Origin of the sequence: Glycomyces albidus (genome assembly GCF_009451885.1) — a bacterium.
In the GTDB taxonomy this organism is placed as follows: Bacteria; Actinomycetota; Actinomycetes; order Mycobacteriales; family Micromonosporaceae; genus Glycomyces; species Glycomyces albidus.
Window position 1 is genome coordinate 130,551 of record NZ_WIAO01000004.1, and the last position, 17,021, is coordinate 147,571.

Consider the following 17,021-nt stretch of genomic DNA (forward strand, 5'->3'; position numbering starts at 1 on the left):
CAGCGCTAGAGCTGCTCGGTCTCGCGGAGGTCTTCGCCGTCGTCTTCGTACTCATCGGACTCGGCGACGGGCGACCCGCCGTAGGCCACTGCGGCCTCGCTGGGGTCGAACGTGCCGGGCGAGTCCTTCAGGCTGAGGCCCATGCCGGCGAGCTTCATCTTGACCTCGTCGATCGACTTCTGCCCGAAGTTGCGGATGTCGAGCAGGTCGGCCTCGGTGCGGTTGATGAGTTCGCCGACGGTGTTGACGCCCTCGCGCTTGAGGCAGTTGTAGGACCGGACGGTCATGTCGAGGTCCTCGATCGGCAGGGCCAGGTCGGCGGCGAGCTGCTGGTCGGCCGGGCTGGGGCCGACGTCGATGCCCTCGGCCTCGGTGTCGAGCTCGCGGTACAGGCCGAACAGCTCCACCAGGGTGGAGCCCGCCGACGCCAGCGCGGTGCGCGGCGTGGTGGACGGCTTGGTCTCGACGTCGACGGTGAGCTTGTCGAAGTCGGTGCGCTGCTCGACGCGCGTGGCGTCGACCGAGTAGGCGACCTTCAGCACGGGCGAGTAGATCGAGTCGACCGGGATGCGGCCGATCTCGTTCGTGTCGGCCTTGTTCGCCGGGGCCGAGACGTAGCCGCGGCCGCGCTCCACCACGAACTCCATGTCGAGGCGGCCCTTCGAGTTGAGGGTCGCCAGCTTGAGCTCGGGGTTGTGGACCTGCACGCCGGCGGGCGGCTGGATGTCGCCGGCGAGGACGTCGCCGGGGCCTTCCTTGCGCAGGTACATGGTGGCCGGCTCGTCGCTCTCCGAGGAGACGCAGATCTGCTTGACGTTCAGCACCAGTTCCACGACGTCTTCCTTCACGCCGGGGATGGTGGAGAACTCGTGCAGGACGCCGTCGATCTTGATCGACGTGACCGCCGCGCCCGGGATGGACGACAGCAGCGTGCGCCGCAGCGAGTTGCCGAGCGTGTACCCGAAGCCGGGCTCCAGCGGTTCGATCGTGAACTTGGAGCGGGTCGGGCTGATCTGCTGCTCGGTGAGCGTGGGCCGCTGAGTGATAAGCACTGTTGCGTGTTTCCTTTGTTCGGGGCGCCCGCTATTTGACGCCTAGACACATGGGATTCGGTTGTCGACCTCGGCGCCTCGGCGAGGCTCGCGGGCCTCGCCTCGGTTCCGCGTGAAGCGGTCCGCTAGACGCGGCGGCGCTTCGGCGGGCGGCAGCCGTTGTGGGGCTGGGGGGTGACGTCGTTGATCGAGCCGACCTCGAGGCCGACGGCCTGGAGGGAGCGGATCGCGGTCTCGCGGCCCGAGCCCGGGCCCTTGACGTAGACGTCGACCTTGCGCATGCCGTTGTCCATCGCACGGCGGGCGGCGGCCTCGGCGGCCATCTGCGCGGCGTACGGGGTCGACTTGCGCGAGCCCTTGAAGCCCACCTGGCCGGAGGAGGCCCAGGAGATCACGGCACCGGTCGGGTCGGTGATCGACACGATGGTGTTGTTGAAGGTGCTCTTGATGTGAGCGTGCCCGTGGGGCACGTTCTTCTTCTTGGCGCGCGGGTTCTTGGAACCGCCGCGAGTCTTCGGTGGCATCAGCTGCTCTCCTAACGTGCCTTCTTCTTGCCCGCGACGGTCTTCTTCGGACCCTTGCGAGTTCGGGCGTTGGTCTTGGTCCGCTGACCGTGGACCGGGAGACCGTAGCGGTGACGGAGGCCCTGGTAGCAGTTGATCTCGATCTTGCGGCGGATGTCGGCCTGGACTTCGCGTCGCAGGTCACCTTCGACCTGGAAGTTCTCCTCGATGTAATCGCGGAGCTTCACCAGCTCTTCGTCGGTGAGGTCCTTGACGCGCTTGTCGCGGTCGAGCTCGGTCGCGGTGATCGTCTCGATCGAGCGCGTGCGTCCGATGCCGTAAATGTAGGTGAGTGCGATCTCCAGGCGCTTGTCGCGCGGGAGGTCCACTCCGACCAGGCGTGCCATGCAGGCGTACTCCTAGTGTTGTCGGAGGTCTGACCACTGCCGTCTCGCGGGTTTCCGTTCTCCCTGCCCTGACGGGCGATGCGAGCCCCGGCCTCCGAGCCGAGGGTTGTGCTTGCGCACTGGCGGCGGTTTCCCCTTCTGGGGCCTTTCTTCGGCGTGTGTGCTGCGTTAGCCCTGACGCTGCTTGTGGCGCGGGTCGGACGAGCAGATAATCATCACTCGTCCGTGCCTGCGGATCACGCGGCAGTTCTTGCAGATCACTTTGACGCTCGGCTTGACTTTCACGAGTCCTACTTCATGTAGTCGTCAGGTCAGCGGTAACGGTAGACAATCCGCCCGCGCGACAGGTCGTACGGCGAGAGCTCCACCACGACCCGGTCCTCAGGGAGGATTCGGATGTAGTTCTGTCGCATCTTGCCGCTGATGTGAGCGAGTACTTTGTGGCCGTTGGTGAGTTCCACCCGGAACATGGCGTTCGGGAGGGACTCGACGACCTTGCCTTCAATCTCGATGGCACCGTCTTTTTTCGGCATGTCCTCCGCTACCGTGACAACTCGGTCCGAAACCCCACGCCTGTTGCAGGTGTGGAGCTACTGGCTTGCCAACCCGAGGCTTCGGGCGGGCGAGAGAATGATGCACTGCTTCACCGGGTGCGTCCAGGTCACGACCCCGGAGCGCACGGCTACCCGCTACGGGACGCACTGCACCACTGAGCGAGTCTACTCGCGTCCCGAGACCGCCTACCAGGGGGTTGACCGTGACAGAGGGCACTCGGGCGGCGTCTGAGCGCCGCCGGACCGGCTCGCGGCCGGCCCGGCGGCGTCCAGTGCACGCTCAGGCTTATTACTTCGGCTACTGCTTCGGCGGCAGTGCGTTCCCGCACCGATCGCTTCGAGCAGTGCCCGCGAGCACCGCCTACTTCGAGCAGTACTCGGCCGTACCGCTTACTTCGAGCAGTACTCGCCTGTACCGCTTACTTCGAGTAGTACTCGACGACGAGCTGCTCGTCGCAGATCACGGGGATCTGCTTGCGCTCGGGCACCGACAGGAAGCGGGCGATGAGGCCCTCGAGGTGCGACTCGATGTAGGCCGGGGTCGTCTCGCCGGCCCACGCGCCCGCGGCGGCGAGCTGGAACGGCGTGGTCTCGCGGGACTTCTTGCGGACCTGGACGAAGTCGCCCGGCTTCAGGCGGAACGAGGCGATGTCGACCTTGCGGCCGTTCACGGTGAAGTGGCCGTGGTTGACGAACTGGCGCGCCTGGTAAATGGTCCGGGCGAAGCCGGCGCGGAGCACGAAGGCGTCCAGGCGGGATTCGAGCAGGCCGACCAGGACCTCGCCGGTCTTGCCGGGCTTGCGCACGGCCTCGGCGTAGGCGTTCCGCAGCTGGCGCTCAGAGATGTTGTACTGAGCGCGGAGACGCTGCTTCTCCACGAGCTGGTTCTTGTAGTCCGATTCCTTCTTGCGGCCGCGGCCGTGCTGCCCCGGAGGGTACGGACGGCGCTCCATGTACTTGGCGGCCTTCGGCGTCAGAGCGATGCCGAGGGATCGGGAAAGCTTGACTTTCGCCTTAGCTTGCAATGATCTCTCCAGTAATTCATGCGTTGCCCCGAACGGCATCCGAGGCGGAGTACGTCTCTGACCGGCAGAAACGCGTGAGTGTAGCGCGCTCAGGACTGCACCTGGGGGTTCCCAGGGCCTGGCGCGCACACGAGGTTGCGAGAACCGAGCCTTCCCGAGGGAAGGATCGGGGCCTTGATCTTCCCGAGGGAAGACGTTCGGCACCCGACCAGGTTACGCGCCGTCCTCGCGGTCGCCCACCCGGGCCGCCGCGAGAGTGACCAGGCGCTCCACGAGATCGCCGTAGGAGACCCCGGCGGCGGCGAACGCCTGCGGGACCCCGCTCATCGGCGTGAGCCCGGGCATGGTGTTGACCTCGTTGAGGTAGACGGTGCCGTCGGCGGCCAGGAAGCAGTCGACGCGGGCGAGGTCGCGGCAGTCGAGCAGGCGGAACACCGTCCGCGCCAGCTCCTGGGCCCGGTCGGCGACGCCGTCGGGGTAGTCCGGGTGCAGGTCGAACGGCTCGGGGTTGTCGAGGTACTTGGCGTCGAAGTCGAACCAGCCCTCTTCGCCCATGGCGAGCACTTCGAGGGGGTAGGTGATCTCCAGGTCGCCGTCGAGGGTCTCGAGGACGCCCATCTCGATCTCGCGGACGTCTTCGAACGACGCCTCGAAGACGACCTTGTCGTCGACCTCGCGGGCCTTCGCGACGGCTTCGGCGAGGCCGGCGGCCGACTTCACCTTGCTGATGCCGAGGCTCGATCCGGCGCGGGCGGGCTTGACGAAGATCGGGAGGCCGAGCTTCTCGACGACCGCGTGCGCGTCGAGCTCCTCGCCGGGCTTGAGGACCGCGAAGGCGCCCTGCGGGATCCCTTCGGCGGCGAGGAGGCGCTTGCTGAACTCCTTGTCCATGGACACGGAGCTGGAGAGGACGCCGGAGCCGACGTACGGCAGGCCGGCCATCTCGAACAGGCCCTGGATGGTGCCGTCCTCGCCGTACGGGCCGTGGAGGACCGGGAAGGCGATGTCGGCGATGGGCTTCGAGCCGGGGCCGAGGTCGACCGCGACGGCCCGGCCGGATTCGGCGGTCACCTCCGGGAGCGCCGCGGACGCCTCGATCGCGAAGGTCGAGTCGGGGTCGAGTTCGACCCATTCGCCGCTGCGGGTGATGCCGACGGTGGTGACGTCGAAGCCGCGCTCGCGCAGCGCCTTGGCGACCCCGGAGCCGGAGGCGCAGGACACGGGTTGCTCCACGCTGCGCCCGCCGAAGAAGACGGCGACGGTCGGTTTAGTCATTGTCAGACCTCAAACTGTCGGTTTCTGGTTTGGTCTCGCGCCCCATGAGTTCGGCGACCGCGGCCCTGGGGTCGAGTCCCTCGTGGCAGACCCGCTCGACGGCGTCGCAGATGGGCATCTCGACGCCGACCTTGCGGGCGAGGTCGGTGATGGAGCGGCAGCTCTTCACGCCCTCGGCGGTCTGCTTGGTGACGCGGGCGGCCTCTTCGAGGGTTGCTCCGAGACCGAGCTGCTCGCCGAAGGTGTGGTTGCGCGACAGCGGCGACGAGCAGGTGGCGACCAGGTCGCCCAGGCCGGCGAGGCCGGCGAACGTGGTCGGGTCGGCGCCGAGGCGCACGCCCAGGCGGGTGGTCTCGGTGAGGCCGCGCGTGATGATCGTGGCCTTCGTGTTGTCGCCCATGCCCATGCCGGCGGCCATGCCGTAGGCGAGGGCGATGACGTTCTTGACGGCGCCGCCGAGTTCGCAGCCGACGACGTCGGTGTTCGTGTACGGCCGGAAGTAGCCCGTGGTCACGGCCTTCTGGATGTCGACGGCGCGGCCGTGGTCGATGCAGGCGACCACGGAGGCGGTCGGCTGCTCCTCGGCGATCTCGCGCGCGAGGTTGGGTCCGGACAGGACCGCGATGCGCGATTCGGCGGCGCCCGTGACTTCGGCGATGACCTCGGTCATGCGCTCGGTGGTGCCGAGTTCGATGCCCTTCATGAGGCTCAGCAGGGTCGAGTGCGGCTCCAGGTGCGCAGACCACGCGGCGAGATTGCCGCGGAGGGTCTGGCTGGGGACGGACAGGACGACGAGGTCCGCGCCCGCGAGCGCCTCCGCCGCGTCGGCGGTCGCCGAGACGAGCGCGGGGAGTTCGATGTCGGAGAAGTAGTCCGGGTTCCGGTGCTCGGTGTTGATGCCCGCGGCCACGGATTCGCGCCGCGCCCAGATGGTGACCGGGGTGCCGGCGTCGGCGAGGATCTTGGCGAACACGGTCCCCCACGAACCGGCTCCCATCACGGCTGCTTTCACTCAGAGGACTCGCTTTCTTCGGGTCGCTGCTGCCGGGGGTCGAACAGGGGGGGTGCCGCTTCGCCGCGGACTTCGGCGAGGCCGTCGCGGAGGGCCTCCATGATGCGGTCGGTGACCGCGACGAGGTCCTCGCGGCTCGGTTCCCTGCCGAGCCAAGGGGAGAGGTCGACGGCCGGGAGGGCTCGGACGGTGACGGGCTTGCGGCCGAACCGGAACTTCGGGTCGCGCTTGCGGTCGTGGATGCCGAGGGCGCCCCACTGCACGATCGGGATCACGGGCGCGCCGGACTCGAGGGCGAGGCGGGCGACGCCGGTCTTGCCGCGCATGGGCCAGCGGTTCGGCTCCTTCGTGACCGTGCCCTCGGGGGCCATGATCACGACGTGGCCCTTGTCGAGTTCGCGCCGGAGGATGCGCAGCGAGTCGGCGGCCTCGGCGCTGCCGCGCTTGACCGGGATCTGCCCGGAGCGCTTGAGGATCGCGCCGATCACGGGCACGCGCACGATCGACTCCTTGAGCAGGAACCGGGGGTGGCGGCCGGCGTTGTAAACGTAGTGGACGACCAGGATCGGGTCGATGTCGGAGTAGTGGTTCCAGACCAGGATCGCGGGGCCCTGGAGCGGGATGTTCTCCATGCCGGACCAGTTGCGGCGGCTCAGGCCCAGGATCGCGCCCTTGACGATGGCGGCGTAGACCTGCACGTCGAAGGTGATGCGGTCGCCGCCGCGGCGGCGGAAGGTGTACTGCGCCTCAGGGCTAGGCTCGGTCACCTGCTGGCTCGCTTTCTGGGTGGGCGCGGGCCGCATGGGCTCGGCCTGTGCCGTTGTGTACGGGATCGTCAGTGCATTGCACTCTAACGCCCGCACCGGGGCGCGCGGGCGACGGGAAGCGGAGCGTGGGGTTTGACTCCCCGCGCGAGGGGCGCGGCTCACGCGGCGTGAACCCGCAGGTACGCGCCGCGGTGAACCGGGGCGCGCCGGGGACCCGAGGCTTGCGCCGAATCCGCTATGATGTCATCATAGAGTCAAAGTGACATCTAGATAGCCGACCGATCCCAGTCGGCTCGGAATACGACTCGACTCGGAGTGAGTGACATGAACTGGCGTCTCTTCGGCTGGCTCGCCGCCCTGTTCGGCGGAGCGATCATCGCGGTCTGGCTCGTGGCGAGCCTCATCGGCGCGGCGTTCGCCGCCCTCGGCGCCCTCATCAAGTTCGCCCTCGTGGTCGGCGTCATCGGCGTCATCGGCTTCTTCGCCTACAAGGGCTACAAGGCCGTCGGCGGCTCCGAACGGCGCCAGCTCCGCAAGTAGCCCCGGACCGGCGCGCACCGCCCACGGGCACTCCCGGCGACGGTGCGCGGCCGGCAGGAAAAGGAAGGCCCCGCCTCTGGCCTTCGCCGCCCCGCAGGGTCCATGCTGAACCCATGCAGGGCACCGTCTCGAACTTCAACGAGGACACCTCCGGCGAGGTCGTCCTCGACAGTCCTTCCCAAGACGCCGGCCGCCGCGTCGGTTTCGACGCGGCGGCCTTCGCCGTCTCAGGGCTGCGGTTCCTGCGCCCGGGCCAGCGCGTCTCGCTCGAATGCGACCCGGACGGGACGGTCGTCGCCGTCCGCATCCTGACCATGCACCCCTGAGCATGCACTCCTGACCATGCGCCCGTGACCGCGCGTCCCCGGCGGGCCGTCGCGACCGCGAAGGGGCGCCGGGTCCTCCGGGCGAGTGGCGAGGTTCCCGCTTGTGGGTGAGTCCCAGTACCGTATGAGGCGTGAGCGGTACGCAGAAGCAGGTGGCCGCCGCCGGCGGCCTGTTGTGGCGCAACGGCGAGCGCGGCCTCGTCGAGGTGGTCGCGGTGTGGCGGCCCCGGGTGGGGAACTGGTCGCTGCCGAAGGGCAAGCTCGACCCGGGCGAGCACCCGCTCGCGGCGGCGTGCCGCGAGGTCGAGGAGGAGACCGGGATCCCGGTCATCCCGCAGCTGTGGCTGTGCCGCGCCGAGTACGTGCTCCCCAACCCCGAAGGGGACGTGCTCAAGTGGGTCGACTACTGGTCGATGCGCACTGAGAAGCCCGATGCCGTGTTCACCGCCGACGACGAGATCGGCGAGCGGCGGTGGCTGACGCTCGCGGAGGCCCGCGAGGCGCTGACGCGCCCGCGCGACCAGGAGGTCCTGAAGGCGTTCGCGTCGCTTCCGGCCGTCACGTCCACGGTGATCCTGGTGGCGCCCGCCGAAGTCGAGCAGGACTGGGACGGGCCGGCGGTGACGCGGCCGCTGAGCGCCCGCGGGCAGGACCAGGCGGTGCGGTTGGCGGCCCTCGCGTCGCTGTACCAGCCGGACCGGGCGTTCACGGCGACCGGTCGCGCGAGCGTGCAGACGGTCGAGCCGATCGCGCAGGCGGTGCGCTGCACGCTGAGCGGCGACTCGGCCTTCGACACCGATGCGCACGAACGCAACCCCGAGCGCTCCAGCTCGCGCGTGCGCGAGCTCGCGGGCGGCGGGGGCGCCGCGATCGTCTGCGCCGAGCCGGAGGTCGTCTGCGACACCGTGGCGATCCTCGCCGACGAGGACGGGGTCGAGACGCCGGACGTGTCGACGCGGTCGGGCGAGGCGTGGGTCCTGTCGCTGTCGGGTCAGAAGCTCGTGGGGATCGAGCGCCTGTAGGGCGAGGCGGATCGGCGAAGGTCCCGCCGGCCGTCCCGCCCCTCGGGCCGATCCGGGCCGTGCCGGGCGGGCCGCGCGGTACCGTTGCCCGCGCAACCGCACCCGTGCGCCGCCGTGCGCTGTCTAGGAGGATCCCCCGTGGCTGACCGCGCCCCCACTCCCCTGCACAACTGGGCGGGGAACATCGGCTTCTCCCCCGCCCGCTTCGAAGCGCCCGCGACCCTCGACGAGGCCCGTGCGGCCGTGGCCGGCGCGGACCGGATCCGCGTGCTCGGCTCGGGCCACTCGTTCAACCCGATCGCGGCCTCTGACGACGTGATGATCTCCCTGGCGGGCATGGAGCCGTTCGCGGAACTGGACATCCTGAAGGGCACGGTGCGGGCCGCCGGCTGGCTGACGTACGCGGCGCTGAGCGCGGCCGTGCACCGGGCCGGGTTCGCGCTGCACAACATGGCGTCCCTGCCGCACATCTCGGTGGCCGGCTCGATCGCCACCGGCACGCACGGTTCGGGGGACCGCAACGGGAACCTCGGGACGGCGGTGACCGCGGTCGAGTTCATCGGCCCCGACGGGGAGCTGCGGACCGTCAAGCGCGGCGACGCGGACTTCGCGGGCTCGGTGGTCCATCTGGGGGTGTTGGGCGTCGTGCACTCGGTGACGCTCGAGCTCTTGCCGGCGTTCGAGATGCGCCAGTACGTGTACGACGGGCTTTCGTTCGACGCGGTGCTGGCGAACTTCGACGAGCTGACGGGCGCGGCGTACTCGACGAGCCTGTTCACGCCGTGGGGCGCGCAGCCGGAGTTCCAGTTCTGGGTCAAGCAGCGGACCGCGGACCAGACGCACCCGTTCCCGCCCTCGAACCGGTTCGGTGCGCCGCTGGCGGACGGGCCGCGGCACCCGGTGCCGGGCGTGGACCCGGAGGCGTGCACCGTGCAGCAGGGCCAGACGGGCCCGTGGCACGAGCGCCTGCCGCACTTCAGACCTGAGTTCACGCCGAGCGCGGGCGACGAGCTCCAGTCGGAGTACCTGGTCGACCGGGCCGACGCGCCGGCGGCGCTGGAAGCGCTGGCGGGGATCGGGGAGCGGCTCGCGCGGGTCGTGCAGATCTGCGAGGTGCGGACGATGGCGGCGGACGACCTGTGGCTGTCGCCGGCGTTCGGCCGCGACACGGTGGGGCTCCACTTCACGTGGGTGAGCGACCATGAATCGGTTCAGCCGGTGATGGCGGCGGCCGAAGCGGCATTGGAACCGTTCGCTGCGCGGCCGCATTGGGGCAAATTGTTTTCGATACCAATGAATGAGGTCCGCTCGCGTTATCCGCGAATGGGCGACTTCGCGGATCTCCGCGCGCGAGTCGATCCAGAGGGGAAGTTCCTCAATGACTTCTCCGCGGGCCTCTTCGGCTGACGGCTCGGCGCCTGTCGGCCGCGCCGCGGCTTAGTCGCGGCCGGCGCCGGCGCAGACCGATCCGGGAAAGCAGCGAGGGCATTCAGGCGGCTCCTGAATGCCCTCTTCCCCGTGCGAGTCGGACGGGTGCCCCACCGTGCCCCGAACCGGATCGGGGCACGGCATAAGCTGCGCCCGCGCTTGGTAGCCCGCTTCGCGGTGGTCTTCTTGGCCGTCGTCGACTTGGCGGCGGTCTTGCGAACGGCCTTCTTGGCGGTCCCGGCCTTGGCCGGCGTCGCCTTCTTCCCGGTGGTCTTCTTCGCGGCCACGCGGCTCGTGGCGGTCGAACGCGACGCCGTGGAAGCGGCGCGCGTGGTCTTCTTGGCGGTCTTCTTCGCCGTCGTCTTCTTCGCGGTCGCGGTCTTCTTCGCCGGCGCGGCCTTCTTCGCGGCAGAAGCGGACTTGGCCGCCTTGCGCTTGCCCGTCACGAGTTCCTTGAACCCGGTGCCGGGCCGGAAGGCCGGCACGACGGTCTTCTTGACCTTGACCGCCTCGCCCGTGCGCGGGTTGCGCGCCATGCGAGCGGCGCGTTGGCGCTTCTCGAAGACGCCGAAACCGGCGAAGGAGACTTTCTCCCCTTTCACCACCGCGCGCTGTATCTCGTCGATCGCCACATCCACGACTTCTTTCGCGGCGGCCCGGTCGCCAGTGCGAGCGGCGATCCGATCGACGAACTCTGCCTTGTTCACGAGTCCTACCCTCCCGATAAGGTTCTGGAGCCATACCAGCTTGTTAAGCGCACGTTATGACGTTTCGAAAGCGAACGCAACTGTTTCCGCGAAAATAGACCCGTTGTGTCGCAGGGAATTTTTATTCGGCCGCCCGAAATCGACGCTCGCAACCCCGTTGGGAGGGACCCGAACACGCCTGGAGCCGGTGGCAGCGCCACCGGCTCCGTACGTGAGGGCTAAAAGGATCGGCTGTCCGGGCCTAGACCTCCGCGGGGAGAGTCCTAGGCCGCCAAGCGTCCCGGTTCGATTCGAAGGCGGCGATCTTGTCCTCGTCGCGCAGCGTCAGCGCCACGTCGTCGAGGCCCTCCATCATGCGCCAGCGGAGGAACTCGTCGAACTCGAACGCCCAGGTGCGGTCCCCCGCACGGACTTCACAGGCCACCAGGTCCACGGTGACCTCCGCCTCCGGGGTGGTCTCCGCGAGCCGCCACAGCTCCTCCACGGCCGCCTCGGGCAGCTCCACAGTCAACAGACCGTTCTTGAGCGAGTTGCCGCGGAAGATGTCCCCATAGCGGGGCGCGATGACGGCCTTGAACCCGTAGTCCTTCAGGGCCCAGACGGCGTGCTCGCGCGAGGAGCCGGTGCCGAACTCGGTCCCGGCGACGAGGATCGTCGCGGCCTTGTACTCGTCCTGGTTCAGCAGGAACTTCTCGTCCTCGCGCCACTCGGCGAACAGCGCGTCCTCGAAGCCGGTCTTGGTGACCCGCTTGAGGTAGACGGCCGGGATGATCTGGTCGGTGTCGACGTTCGAGCGGCGCAGCGGGGCCACGCGCCCGGTGTGGGTCGTGAACTTGTCCATGTCCCTTGCCCTTCCTTACAGGTCCGCCGGGCCGGCGAGGCGCCCGGTGACGGCGGTGGCGGCGGCGACGGCCGGGCTGACCAGGTGGGTGCGCCCGCCCTTGCCTTGGCGGCCCTCGAAGTTGCGGTTCGAGGTCGAGGCGGCCCGCTGGCCCGGCGTCAACTGGTCCGGGTTCATGCCCAGGCACATCGAGCAGCCCGCGAAGCGCCAGTCGGCGCCGGCCTCGATGAAGACCTTGTCCAGGCCCTCTTCCATGGCCTGCTCGCGGACCTTCGCGGAGCCGGGGACGACCATCATGTTGACGCCGTCGGCGACCTTGCGGCCCTTGATGACCTCGGCGGCGGTGCGCAGGTCCTCGATGCGGCCGTTGGTGCACGACCCGAGGAAGACCACGTCGACGCCGATCTCGCGCATCGGCGTGCCGGCCTCGAGGCCCATGTACTCCAAGGCGCTCGCGGCGGTGGTGCGCTCGATCGGGTCCTCGAACGCGGCCGGGTCCGGCACGCGCCCGGAGAGCTCGACGCCCTGGCCGGGGTTGGTGCCCCAGGTGACGAACGGGCTCAGGGAGGCCGCGTCGATCACGATCTCCTTGTCGAAGACGGCGCCCTCGTCGGTCTTGAGGGTCTTCCAGTACTCGACGGCGGCGTCCCAGTCCTCGCCTTTGGGGGCGTGCGGGCGGCCCTTGACGTACGCGAAGGTCTTCTCGTCGGCGGCGATCATGCCGGCCTTCGCGCCCCACTCGATCGACATGTTGCAGATCGTCATCCGGCCCTCCATGGAGAGCTCTTCGATGGCCTGCCCGCGGTACTCGACGATGTGGCCCTTGCCGCCGCCGGTGCCCGTGATCGAGATGATCTTGAGGATGAGGTCCTTGGCGGACACGCCCTCGGGCAGGGAGCCGTTCACGGTGACGGCCATGTACTTCGGCTTCGCCTGCGGCAGCGTCTGGGTGGCGAGGACGTGCTCGACCTCGCTGGTGCCGATGCCGAACGCGATCGAGCCGAACGCGCCGTGCGTGGAGGTGTGCGAGTCGCCGCACACCACGGTCATGCCCGGCTGGGTCAGTCCCAGCTGGGGTCCCACGACGTGGACGACGCCCTGGTTCGCGTCGCCCAGCGAGTGGATCCGGACGCCGAACTCCTCGCAGTTGGCGCGGAGCGTCTCGATCTGCTTGCGGCTGGTCGGGTCCGCGATGGTGAAGAGGTTGTCGGTCGGCGTGTTGTGGTCCTCGGTCGCGATCGTGAGATCGGTCCGGCGGACCTTGCGCCCCGCCTGGCGCAGGCCGTCGAACGCCTGCGGGCTCGTCACCTCGTGCAGGAGGTGCAGGTCGATGTAGAGCAGGTCCGGCTGCTGGCCGCCGGTGCGGACCACATGGGCGTTCCAGACCTTCTCTGCGAGGGTCTGCGGTCGTGCGCCCTCAGCTTCGTGTGGTGTACGTGACATCTCTGTTCCCAGTCGTTGGACTTCTCGAAATATGGGAGGTAATGTTCAGCTCGTGAGAACGAATACTATCAGCGGAGTGGGCGTCCTCGACAAGGCGGTGCTCATCCTCACGGCGTGCACCAACGGCGCCAGCCTGGCTGAACTCGTGCACGAGACCGGTCTGCCCAGGGCCACGGCCCACCGGCTCGCGCAGGCGCTCGAAGCCCACGAGATGCTCCAGCGCGACCACGAGGGGCGCTGGCGTCCCGGCCCGAAGCTCGGCGAGCTCGCCGGGTCCACGGCCGACGTCCTGCTCAGCGCGGCCGAGCCGGTCCTCAACCTGCTGCGGGACCAGACCGGCGAGTCGACCCAGCTCTACCGCAGGAGGGCCGACGAGCGGGTGTGCGTCGCCGCGGCCGAGCGCGCCTCCGGGCTGCGCGACACCGTCCCGGTCGGCGCCGCCCTGCCGATGACCGCCGGCTCCGGCGCCCAGGTGCTCCTCGCCTGGGAGCCGCCCGAAGGCATCCTCCCCCTGCTCCCCAAGTGCCGGTTCTCCTCCAAGACCCTCGCCGAGGTCCGCCGCCGCGGCTTCGCGCAGTCGGTCGCCGAGCGCGAACCCGGCGTCGTCTCGGTCTCGGCCCCCGTCCGCGACAAGACCGGCCGGGTCGTCGCCGCCATCTCGGTGTCCGGCCCGATAGAGCGCCTCGGACGCCGCCCCGGCGACCGCCTCGGCATGGCCGTCATCCGCGCCGGCCAGAAGCTCTCCGGACTCTGACCCGCTGAACCGACGACCGGTCCGGCAGACGCTGCCGGACCGTCGTTCGTGAGACCTGACCCACTGGGCCGCGACGGCATCCGGCGACGCTCGTTTCACCTGCCGTGAGCGTGCTAAATTATAGTCAGACTGGTCAGAATTCCTCCTTGAAGGGCGAACGATGCATTGGCAGGTCCAGGACGCCAAGAAGCGCTTCAGTGAACTGGTCCGAGCGACCAAGACGCAAGGCGCGCAGTTCATCACGCGCCACGGGCGCGAAGAGGCGGTGATCCTCAGCGTCGAGGACTACCGCAGGCTCGCCGGAGCCCCCTCCTTCAAGACGCTGCTGCGGGAACCGCCGTACATCGACGACTTCCCCGACACCTCGGACCTCCGCGCGGAACTGCCCCGCGAGCGCGATCTGGGGCTCGACCTGTGAAGTACCTGCTCGACACCAACGTGCTGAGCGAACTGCGCCGGACACGGCCGAACCGGGGCGTCGAGCGCTGGTACGAGGCCGCCGCCGACGCCGACATGCACTTGAGCGTGATGACCATCGGCGAGTTCCGGAAAGGGCTGGCGCGTCTGCGCCGCAAGGACCCCGAACGGGCCGCCGCGCTCGCACTCTGGCTCGACCACGTCCTCGTGCCGTACGAGTCGCGGGTCCTGCCGATCACCCCCGAGATCGCGAACGTCTGGGGCGAACTGAACGACCCCGAACCGATCCCGGTCATCGACGCCTACATCGCGGCCACCGCCATCGTCCACGACATGGTCCTGGTGACCCGCAACGTCAAGGACTTCCAGCGGACCGGGGCCCGGCTGCTGAACCCCTTCGACTGAACCCCGGCCCGCCCGGCCGGTCCGGTCAGAGCGCTTCGACCACGGCCTCGGCGCGGGCGATGTGCTTCGCGTGGCGGCGGCGTTCGTCCTCCAGGAGCGGCGAGTCGGGGGCGTGCTCCTCGAGGTAGCGGATCGCGACGATGTCGTCCTGGCACTTCCCGAACCGGTTTTGGAGCTTCTTGGCCTCCGCGGCGACCGCTTCGGCGACCGAGCCGAGCCCGGTGGCGGCCTCGGCGGTGTAGCGGGCCCGCTTGGCGGCGTTGCGGGCCGCGTGGCGCGCCGCGTCCGGATCGCCGGCGTCCTTGACCGCCGTCAGCGCCCGCAGCATGTCGACCCGCGCCCCCTCGACGATCGGGCCGAGCACCTCGACCGCCGGCCGCGCCGCGGCCGGCGTGAACTCCGGGTACGCGACCAGGTTCCCTGCGGCGTCGAGCAGTTTCAGGGACCGCTCACGCGCGAGAGCCTCGATCAGCGGGACGTACGCGAGCCGCTCCTGCTCGGCCAGCGCCGCGAACCAGTCCGGGCGCTCGTCCCCCAGCCGCTTCGCGAACCGCATCCGCAGCACCTCGAGATCGCGGACCCGCCCGAGCTCGTCGGCGAGCCACCGCAGGCGCCGGCGCTTGAGCGGCACCTCCGCGTACAGGCTCCCGTACGTCGACAGGAGCGACCGCAGCCGCCTGGTGGCGACGCGCATCCGGTGCACCGCGTCCTCCTCGCGCCGCATCACCGGCTCCCGGTACTCCTGCAGCGCTGCCACTTGCACCGCGAGGTACGCGTGCACTCCCGCTCCGGCGATCTCACTCATGGGGTCCTCTCCAGTTCGCAACGGCCCCAATTACAGCACCGAATGGACGCGACTCCAAGGCGCGCTATGCGAGTAGTTCCCGGACAGAAAATTCGGCCTTCGGGCTGAGCAGATGCGGAGGGTAGAACTCCGCGACGCTGTCGAGGGCCTCGTCGACTGAAGCGAACCCCGCGAGGAGGTAGAGCTGCTGCGCCTACCTCAGCGGGCCGACCGCGGCTTCGATCTCCGCGCGGAGGTTCGGTCCCTCGACGAGGTGCTTGACCTGTTCGATGACCGGAGCGATGAACTGGTCGGGGCCCGGTTTTCCGGCGATCGGGGCCACCGCTGCGATCGCGGCCCGGGCCGCCGGGCTCGGGATCAGCGGTTGGCGCAGTTGCAGTCCTTGGACGCCGGCGAGGAGTTCGACCGCCAGGAGCGTGCCGAGGTTGTCGATGATCGTCCGCAGCTTGCAGCCCGCGGCCCAGCCCATCGAGACGTGGTCCTCCTGCATGCCGGAGGTCGGCACCGAGTCGACCGACGCCGACGACGCCAGGCGCCGGTTCTCGGCGACGATGCCCGCGGCCGTGTACTGGGCGATCATCAGTCCCGAGTTGACGCCCGGGTCGGGGCTGAGGAACGCCGGCAGACCGCGAGAGCGGGTGACGTCGAGGAGGCGGTCAACCCGGCGTTCAGAGATCGAGCCGACGTCCGCGGCGGCGATGCCGAGGAAGTCGGCCGCGTACCCGAGCGGCGCGCCGTGGAAGTTCCCCGTGGACTCGACGCGGCCGTCCGGCAGCACGACCGGGTTGTCGACCACCGACAGCAGCTCCCTGGCGGCCACGGTCGCCGCGTAGTCGAGGACGTCGCGGGCGGCCCCGGCGACCTGCGGGGCGCAGCGCATCGAATAGGCGTCCTGGACGGCGTGGGCGAGGTCGTTGCGGTGGGAGTCCATGACTTCCGAGTCCTGGAGCAGCAGGTGGATGTTCGCGGCGCTCCGCGCCTGGCCCGGCTGCGGGCGGATCTCGTGGAGCTCGGGCTGGAACGGCCGGTCCGAGCCGAGCATCGCCTCGTTCGACAGCGCCGCGCACACGTCGGCCATCGTCAGGAGGTGCCGCAGGTCGGCGACGGCGAGCAGGAGCATCCCGAGCATCCCGTCGGTGCCGTTGATGAGCGCCAGACCCTCCTTGGAGGCGAGCGTGATCGGCGCCAGGCCCGCGGCGTCGAGGACCGGGCCCGCCTCCGCGCGGGTCCCGTCCCCGGCCAGCACCCAGCCTTCGCCGAGGAGCACCATCGCGCAGTGCGCCAGCGGAGCCAGGTCGCCCGAGGCGCCGAGCGAGCCGTGGCGGGGCACCCACGGGGTGATGTCGGCGTTCAGGAGCGCCGCGAGCGCGTCGGCGACTTCGGGGCGGACCCCGGAGCGGCCCATGGCGAGCGATCGCAGGCGCAGCAGCATCATCGCGCGCACCACTTCGACGGGCATCGGGTCGCCGACGCCCGCGGCGTGCGAGCGGATCAGCGCGTGCTGGAGTTCGGCGCGGCGCTCGGCGGCGACGAACGTGTTGGCAAGCGCGCCGAACCCGGTCGAGACCCCGTAGACGGGGCGGCCTTCGCGTTCGATCGCGTCGACGATCGCGCGGCTGCGGGCCATCGCCTCGCGGGCCTCGGCGTCGATGACGACGCGGGCGCGTCCGCGCGCGACCGCGAGGACCTCCTCGGGCGACACGGGGACCGGCTTGATGTGGACGGTGGACATCGGTGC

21 protein-coding genes are annotated in these 17,021 nt (G+C 69.7%); 7 read left to right on the forward strand and 14 right to left on the reverse strand.

Annotation, left to right across the window (positions count from 1 at the left end; translation table 11 throughout):
• Positions 1-5: 5 nt before the first annotated feature.
• From GFD30_RS05250 to GFD30_RS05290, 9 genes are all read right to left on the reverse strand, one after another.
• The gene (locus tag GFD30_RS05250; RefSeq protein ID WP_322632969.1) at positions 6-1,052 is read right to left on the reverse strand and encodes a DNA-directed RNA polymerase subunit alpha; all 1,047 of its coding nucleotides are present in this window, start codon (positions 1,050-1,052) and stop codon (positions 6-8) included.
• A 125-nt stretch (positions 1,053-1,177) separates the two neighbouring features.
• Entirely contained in the window at positions 1,178-1,576 is a 399-nt protein-coding gene (gene rpsK, locus GFD30_RS05255; RefSeq protein ID WP_091053358.1) for a 30S ribosomal protein S11, read from the reverse strand.
• 11 nt (positions 1,577-1,587) lie between these two features.
• Positions 1,588-1,962: a 30S ribosomal protein S13 gene (gene rpsM / locus GFD30_RS05260; RefSeq protein ID WP_153024154.1), complete on the reverse strand. Its 375-nt coding sequence runs from the start codon at positions 1,960-1,962 to the stop codon at positions 1,588-1,590.
• Between the two features lie 168 nt (positions 1,963-2,130).
• Positions 2,131-2,247 (reverse strand): 50S ribosomal protein L36, encoded by a 117-nt coding sequence (gene rpmJ, locus GFD30_RS05265; RefSeq protein ID WP_091053360.1) that lies wholly within the window; start codon positions 2,245-2,247, stop codon positions 2,131-2,133.
• Between the two features lie 26 nt (positions 2,248-2,273).
• A complete protein-coding gene (gene infA, locus GFD30_RS05270; protein ID WP_026929479.1) occupies positions 2,274-2,495 on the reverse strand; it encodes a translation initiation factor IF-1 in 222 nt (73 codons plus the stop codon).
• A 440-nt stretch (positions 2,496-2,935) separates the two neighbouring features.
• A complete protein-coding gene (rpsD, locus tag GFD30_RS05275; RefSeq protein WP_153024155.1) occupies positions 2,936-3,580 on the reverse strand; it encodes a 30S ribosomal protein S4 in 645 nt (214 codons plus the stop codon).
• Between the two features lie 174 nt (positions 3,581-3,754).
• Complete coding sequence (locus tag GFD30_RS05280; RefSeq protein ID WP_153024156.1) at positions 3,755-4,816, reverse strand: D-alanine--D-alanine ligase family protein; 1,062 nt, start codon at positions 4,814-4,816, stop codon at positions 3,755-3,757.
• A complete protein-coding gene (locus GFD30_RS05285) occupies positions 4,809-5,813 on the reverse strand; it encodes an NAD(P)H-dependent glycerol-3-phosphate dehydrogenase (RefSeq protein ID WP_153024157.1) in 1,005 nt (334 codons plus the stop codon). Before GFD30_RS05285 ends, GFD30_RS05280 begins: the two co-directional genes overlap by 8 nt.
• Positions 5,814-5,824: 11 nt before the next feature.
• Positions 5,825-6,595, reverse strand: a complete 771-nt coding sequence (locus GFD30_RS05290; RefSeq protein ID WP_322632970.1) for a lysophospholipid acyltransferase family protein — start codon at positions 6,593-6,595, stop codon at positions 5,825-5,827.
• Between the two features lie 324 nt (positions 6,596-6,919).
• On the opposite strand from GFD30_RS05290, the gene GFD30_RS05295 reads away from it, so the two are divergent.
• From GFD30_RS05295 to GFD30_RS05310, 4 genes are all read left to right on the forward strand, one after another.
• A complete protein-coding gene (locus GFD30_RS05295; protein WP_153024159.1) occupies positions 6,920-7,135 on the forward strand; it encodes a hypothetical protein in 216 nt (71 codons plus the stop codon).
• 113 nt (positions 7,136-7,248) lie between these two features.
• Complete coding sequence (locus GFD30_RS05300; RefSeq protein WP_153024160.1) at positions 7,249-7,461, forward strand: cold-shock protein; 213 nt, start codon at positions 7,249-7,251, stop codon at positions 7,459-7,461.
• A gap of 131 nt (positions 7,462-7,592) precedes the next feature.
• Positions 7,593-8,483, forward strand: a complete 891-nt coding sequence (locus GFD30_RS05305) for an NUDIX domain-containing protein (protein ID WP_153024161.1) — start codon at positions 7,593-7,595, stop codon at positions 8,481-8,483.
• A gap of 138 nt (positions 8,484-8,621) precedes the next feature.
• Positions 8,622-9,890 carry a D-arabinono-1,4-lactone oxidase gene (locus GFD30_RS05310; RefSeq protein ID WP_322632971.1) on the forward strand — a complete coding sequence of 423 codons (1,269 nt, stop codon included), beginning with the start codon at positions 8,622-8,624 and terminating at the stop codon, positions 9,888-9,890.
• Here GFD30_RS05310 and GFD30_RS27475 read toward each other — a convergent pair.
• The 3 genes from GFD30_RS27475 to leuC all read right to left on the reverse strand — a co-directional run bounded on the left by GFD30_RS27475 (position 9,797) and on the right by leuC (position 12,902).
• On the reverse strand, positions 9,797-10,618 hold the full coding sequence (locus tag GFD30_RS27475; protein ID WP_322632972.1) for an HU family DNA-binding protein: 822 nt from the start codon (positions 10,616-10,618) through the stop codon (positions 9,797-9,799). The two genes, GFD30_RS05310 and GFD30_RS27475, sit on opposite strands and share 94 nt — an antisense overlap.
• A gap of 241 nt (positions 10,619-10,859) precedes the next feature.
• Positions 10,860-11,459 carry a 3-isopropylmalate dehydratase small subunit gene (gene leuD / locus GFD30_RS05320; RefSeq protein WP_153024163.1) on the reverse strand — a complete coding sequence of 200 codons (600 nt, stop codon included), beginning with the start codon at positions 11,457-11,459 and terminating at the stop codon, positions 10,860-10,862.
• A gap of 15 nt (positions 11,460-11,474) precedes the next feature.
• Positions 11,475-12,902 carry a 3-isopropylmalate dehydratase large subunit gene (gene leuC / locus GFD30_RS05325; protein WP_153024164.1) on the reverse strand — a complete coding sequence of 476 codons (1,428 nt, stop codon included), beginning with the start codon at positions 12,900-12,902 and terminating at the stop codon, positions 11,475-11,477.
• A 67-nt stretch (positions 12,903-12,969) separates the two neighbouring features.
• On the opposite strand from leuC, the gene GFD30_RS05330 reads away from it, so the two are divergent.
• The 3 genes from GFD30_RS05330 to GFD30_RS05340 all read left to right on the forward strand — a co-directional run bounded on the left by GFD30_RS05330 (position 12,970) and on the right by GFD30_RS05340 (position 14,478).
• A complete protein-coding gene (locus tag GFD30_RS05330) occupies positions 12,970-13,656 on the forward strand; it encodes an IclR family transcriptional regulator (RefSeq protein ID WP_030157516.1) in 687 nt (228 codons plus the stop codon).
• A 160-nt stretch (positions 13,657-13,816) separates the two neighbouring features.
• Complete coding sequence (locus tag GFD30_RS05335; protein WP_153024166.1) at positions 13,817-14,074, forward strand: type II toxin-antitoxin system Phd/YefM family antitoxin; 258 nt, start codon at positions 13,817-13,819, stop codon at positions 14,072-14,074.
• Positions 14,071-14,478 carry a type II toxin-antitoxin system VapC family toxin gene (locus tag GFD30_RS05340; protein ID WP_322632973.1) on the forward strand — a complete coding sequence of 136 codons (408 nt, stop codon included), beginning with the start codon at positions 14,071-14,073 and terminating at the stop codon, positions 14,476-14,478. The genes GFD30_RS05335 and GFD30_RS05340 overlap by 4 nt, the downstream gene beginning before the upstream one ends.
• 25 nt (positions 14,479-14,503) lie before the next feature.
• On the opposite strand, the gene GFD30_RS05345 is transcribed toward GFD30_RS05340, so the two are convergent.
• Both GFD30_RS05345 and hutH read right to left on the reverse strand, forming a co-directional pair.
• Entirely contained in the window at positions 14,504-15,283 is a 780-nt protein-coding gene (locus tag GFD30_RS05345) for a CHAD domain-containing protein (RefSeq protein WP_153024167.1), read from the reverse strand.
• A 193-nt stretch (positions 15,284-15,476) separates the two neighbouring features.
• On the reverse strand, positions 15,477-17,015 hold the full coding sequence (gene hutH / locus GFD30_RS05350) for a histidine ammonia-lyase (protein ID WP_153024168.1): 1,539 nt from the start codon (positions 17,013-17,015) through the stop codon (positions 15,477-15,479).
• Between the last annotated feature and the right edge of the window lie 6 nt (positions 17,016-17,021).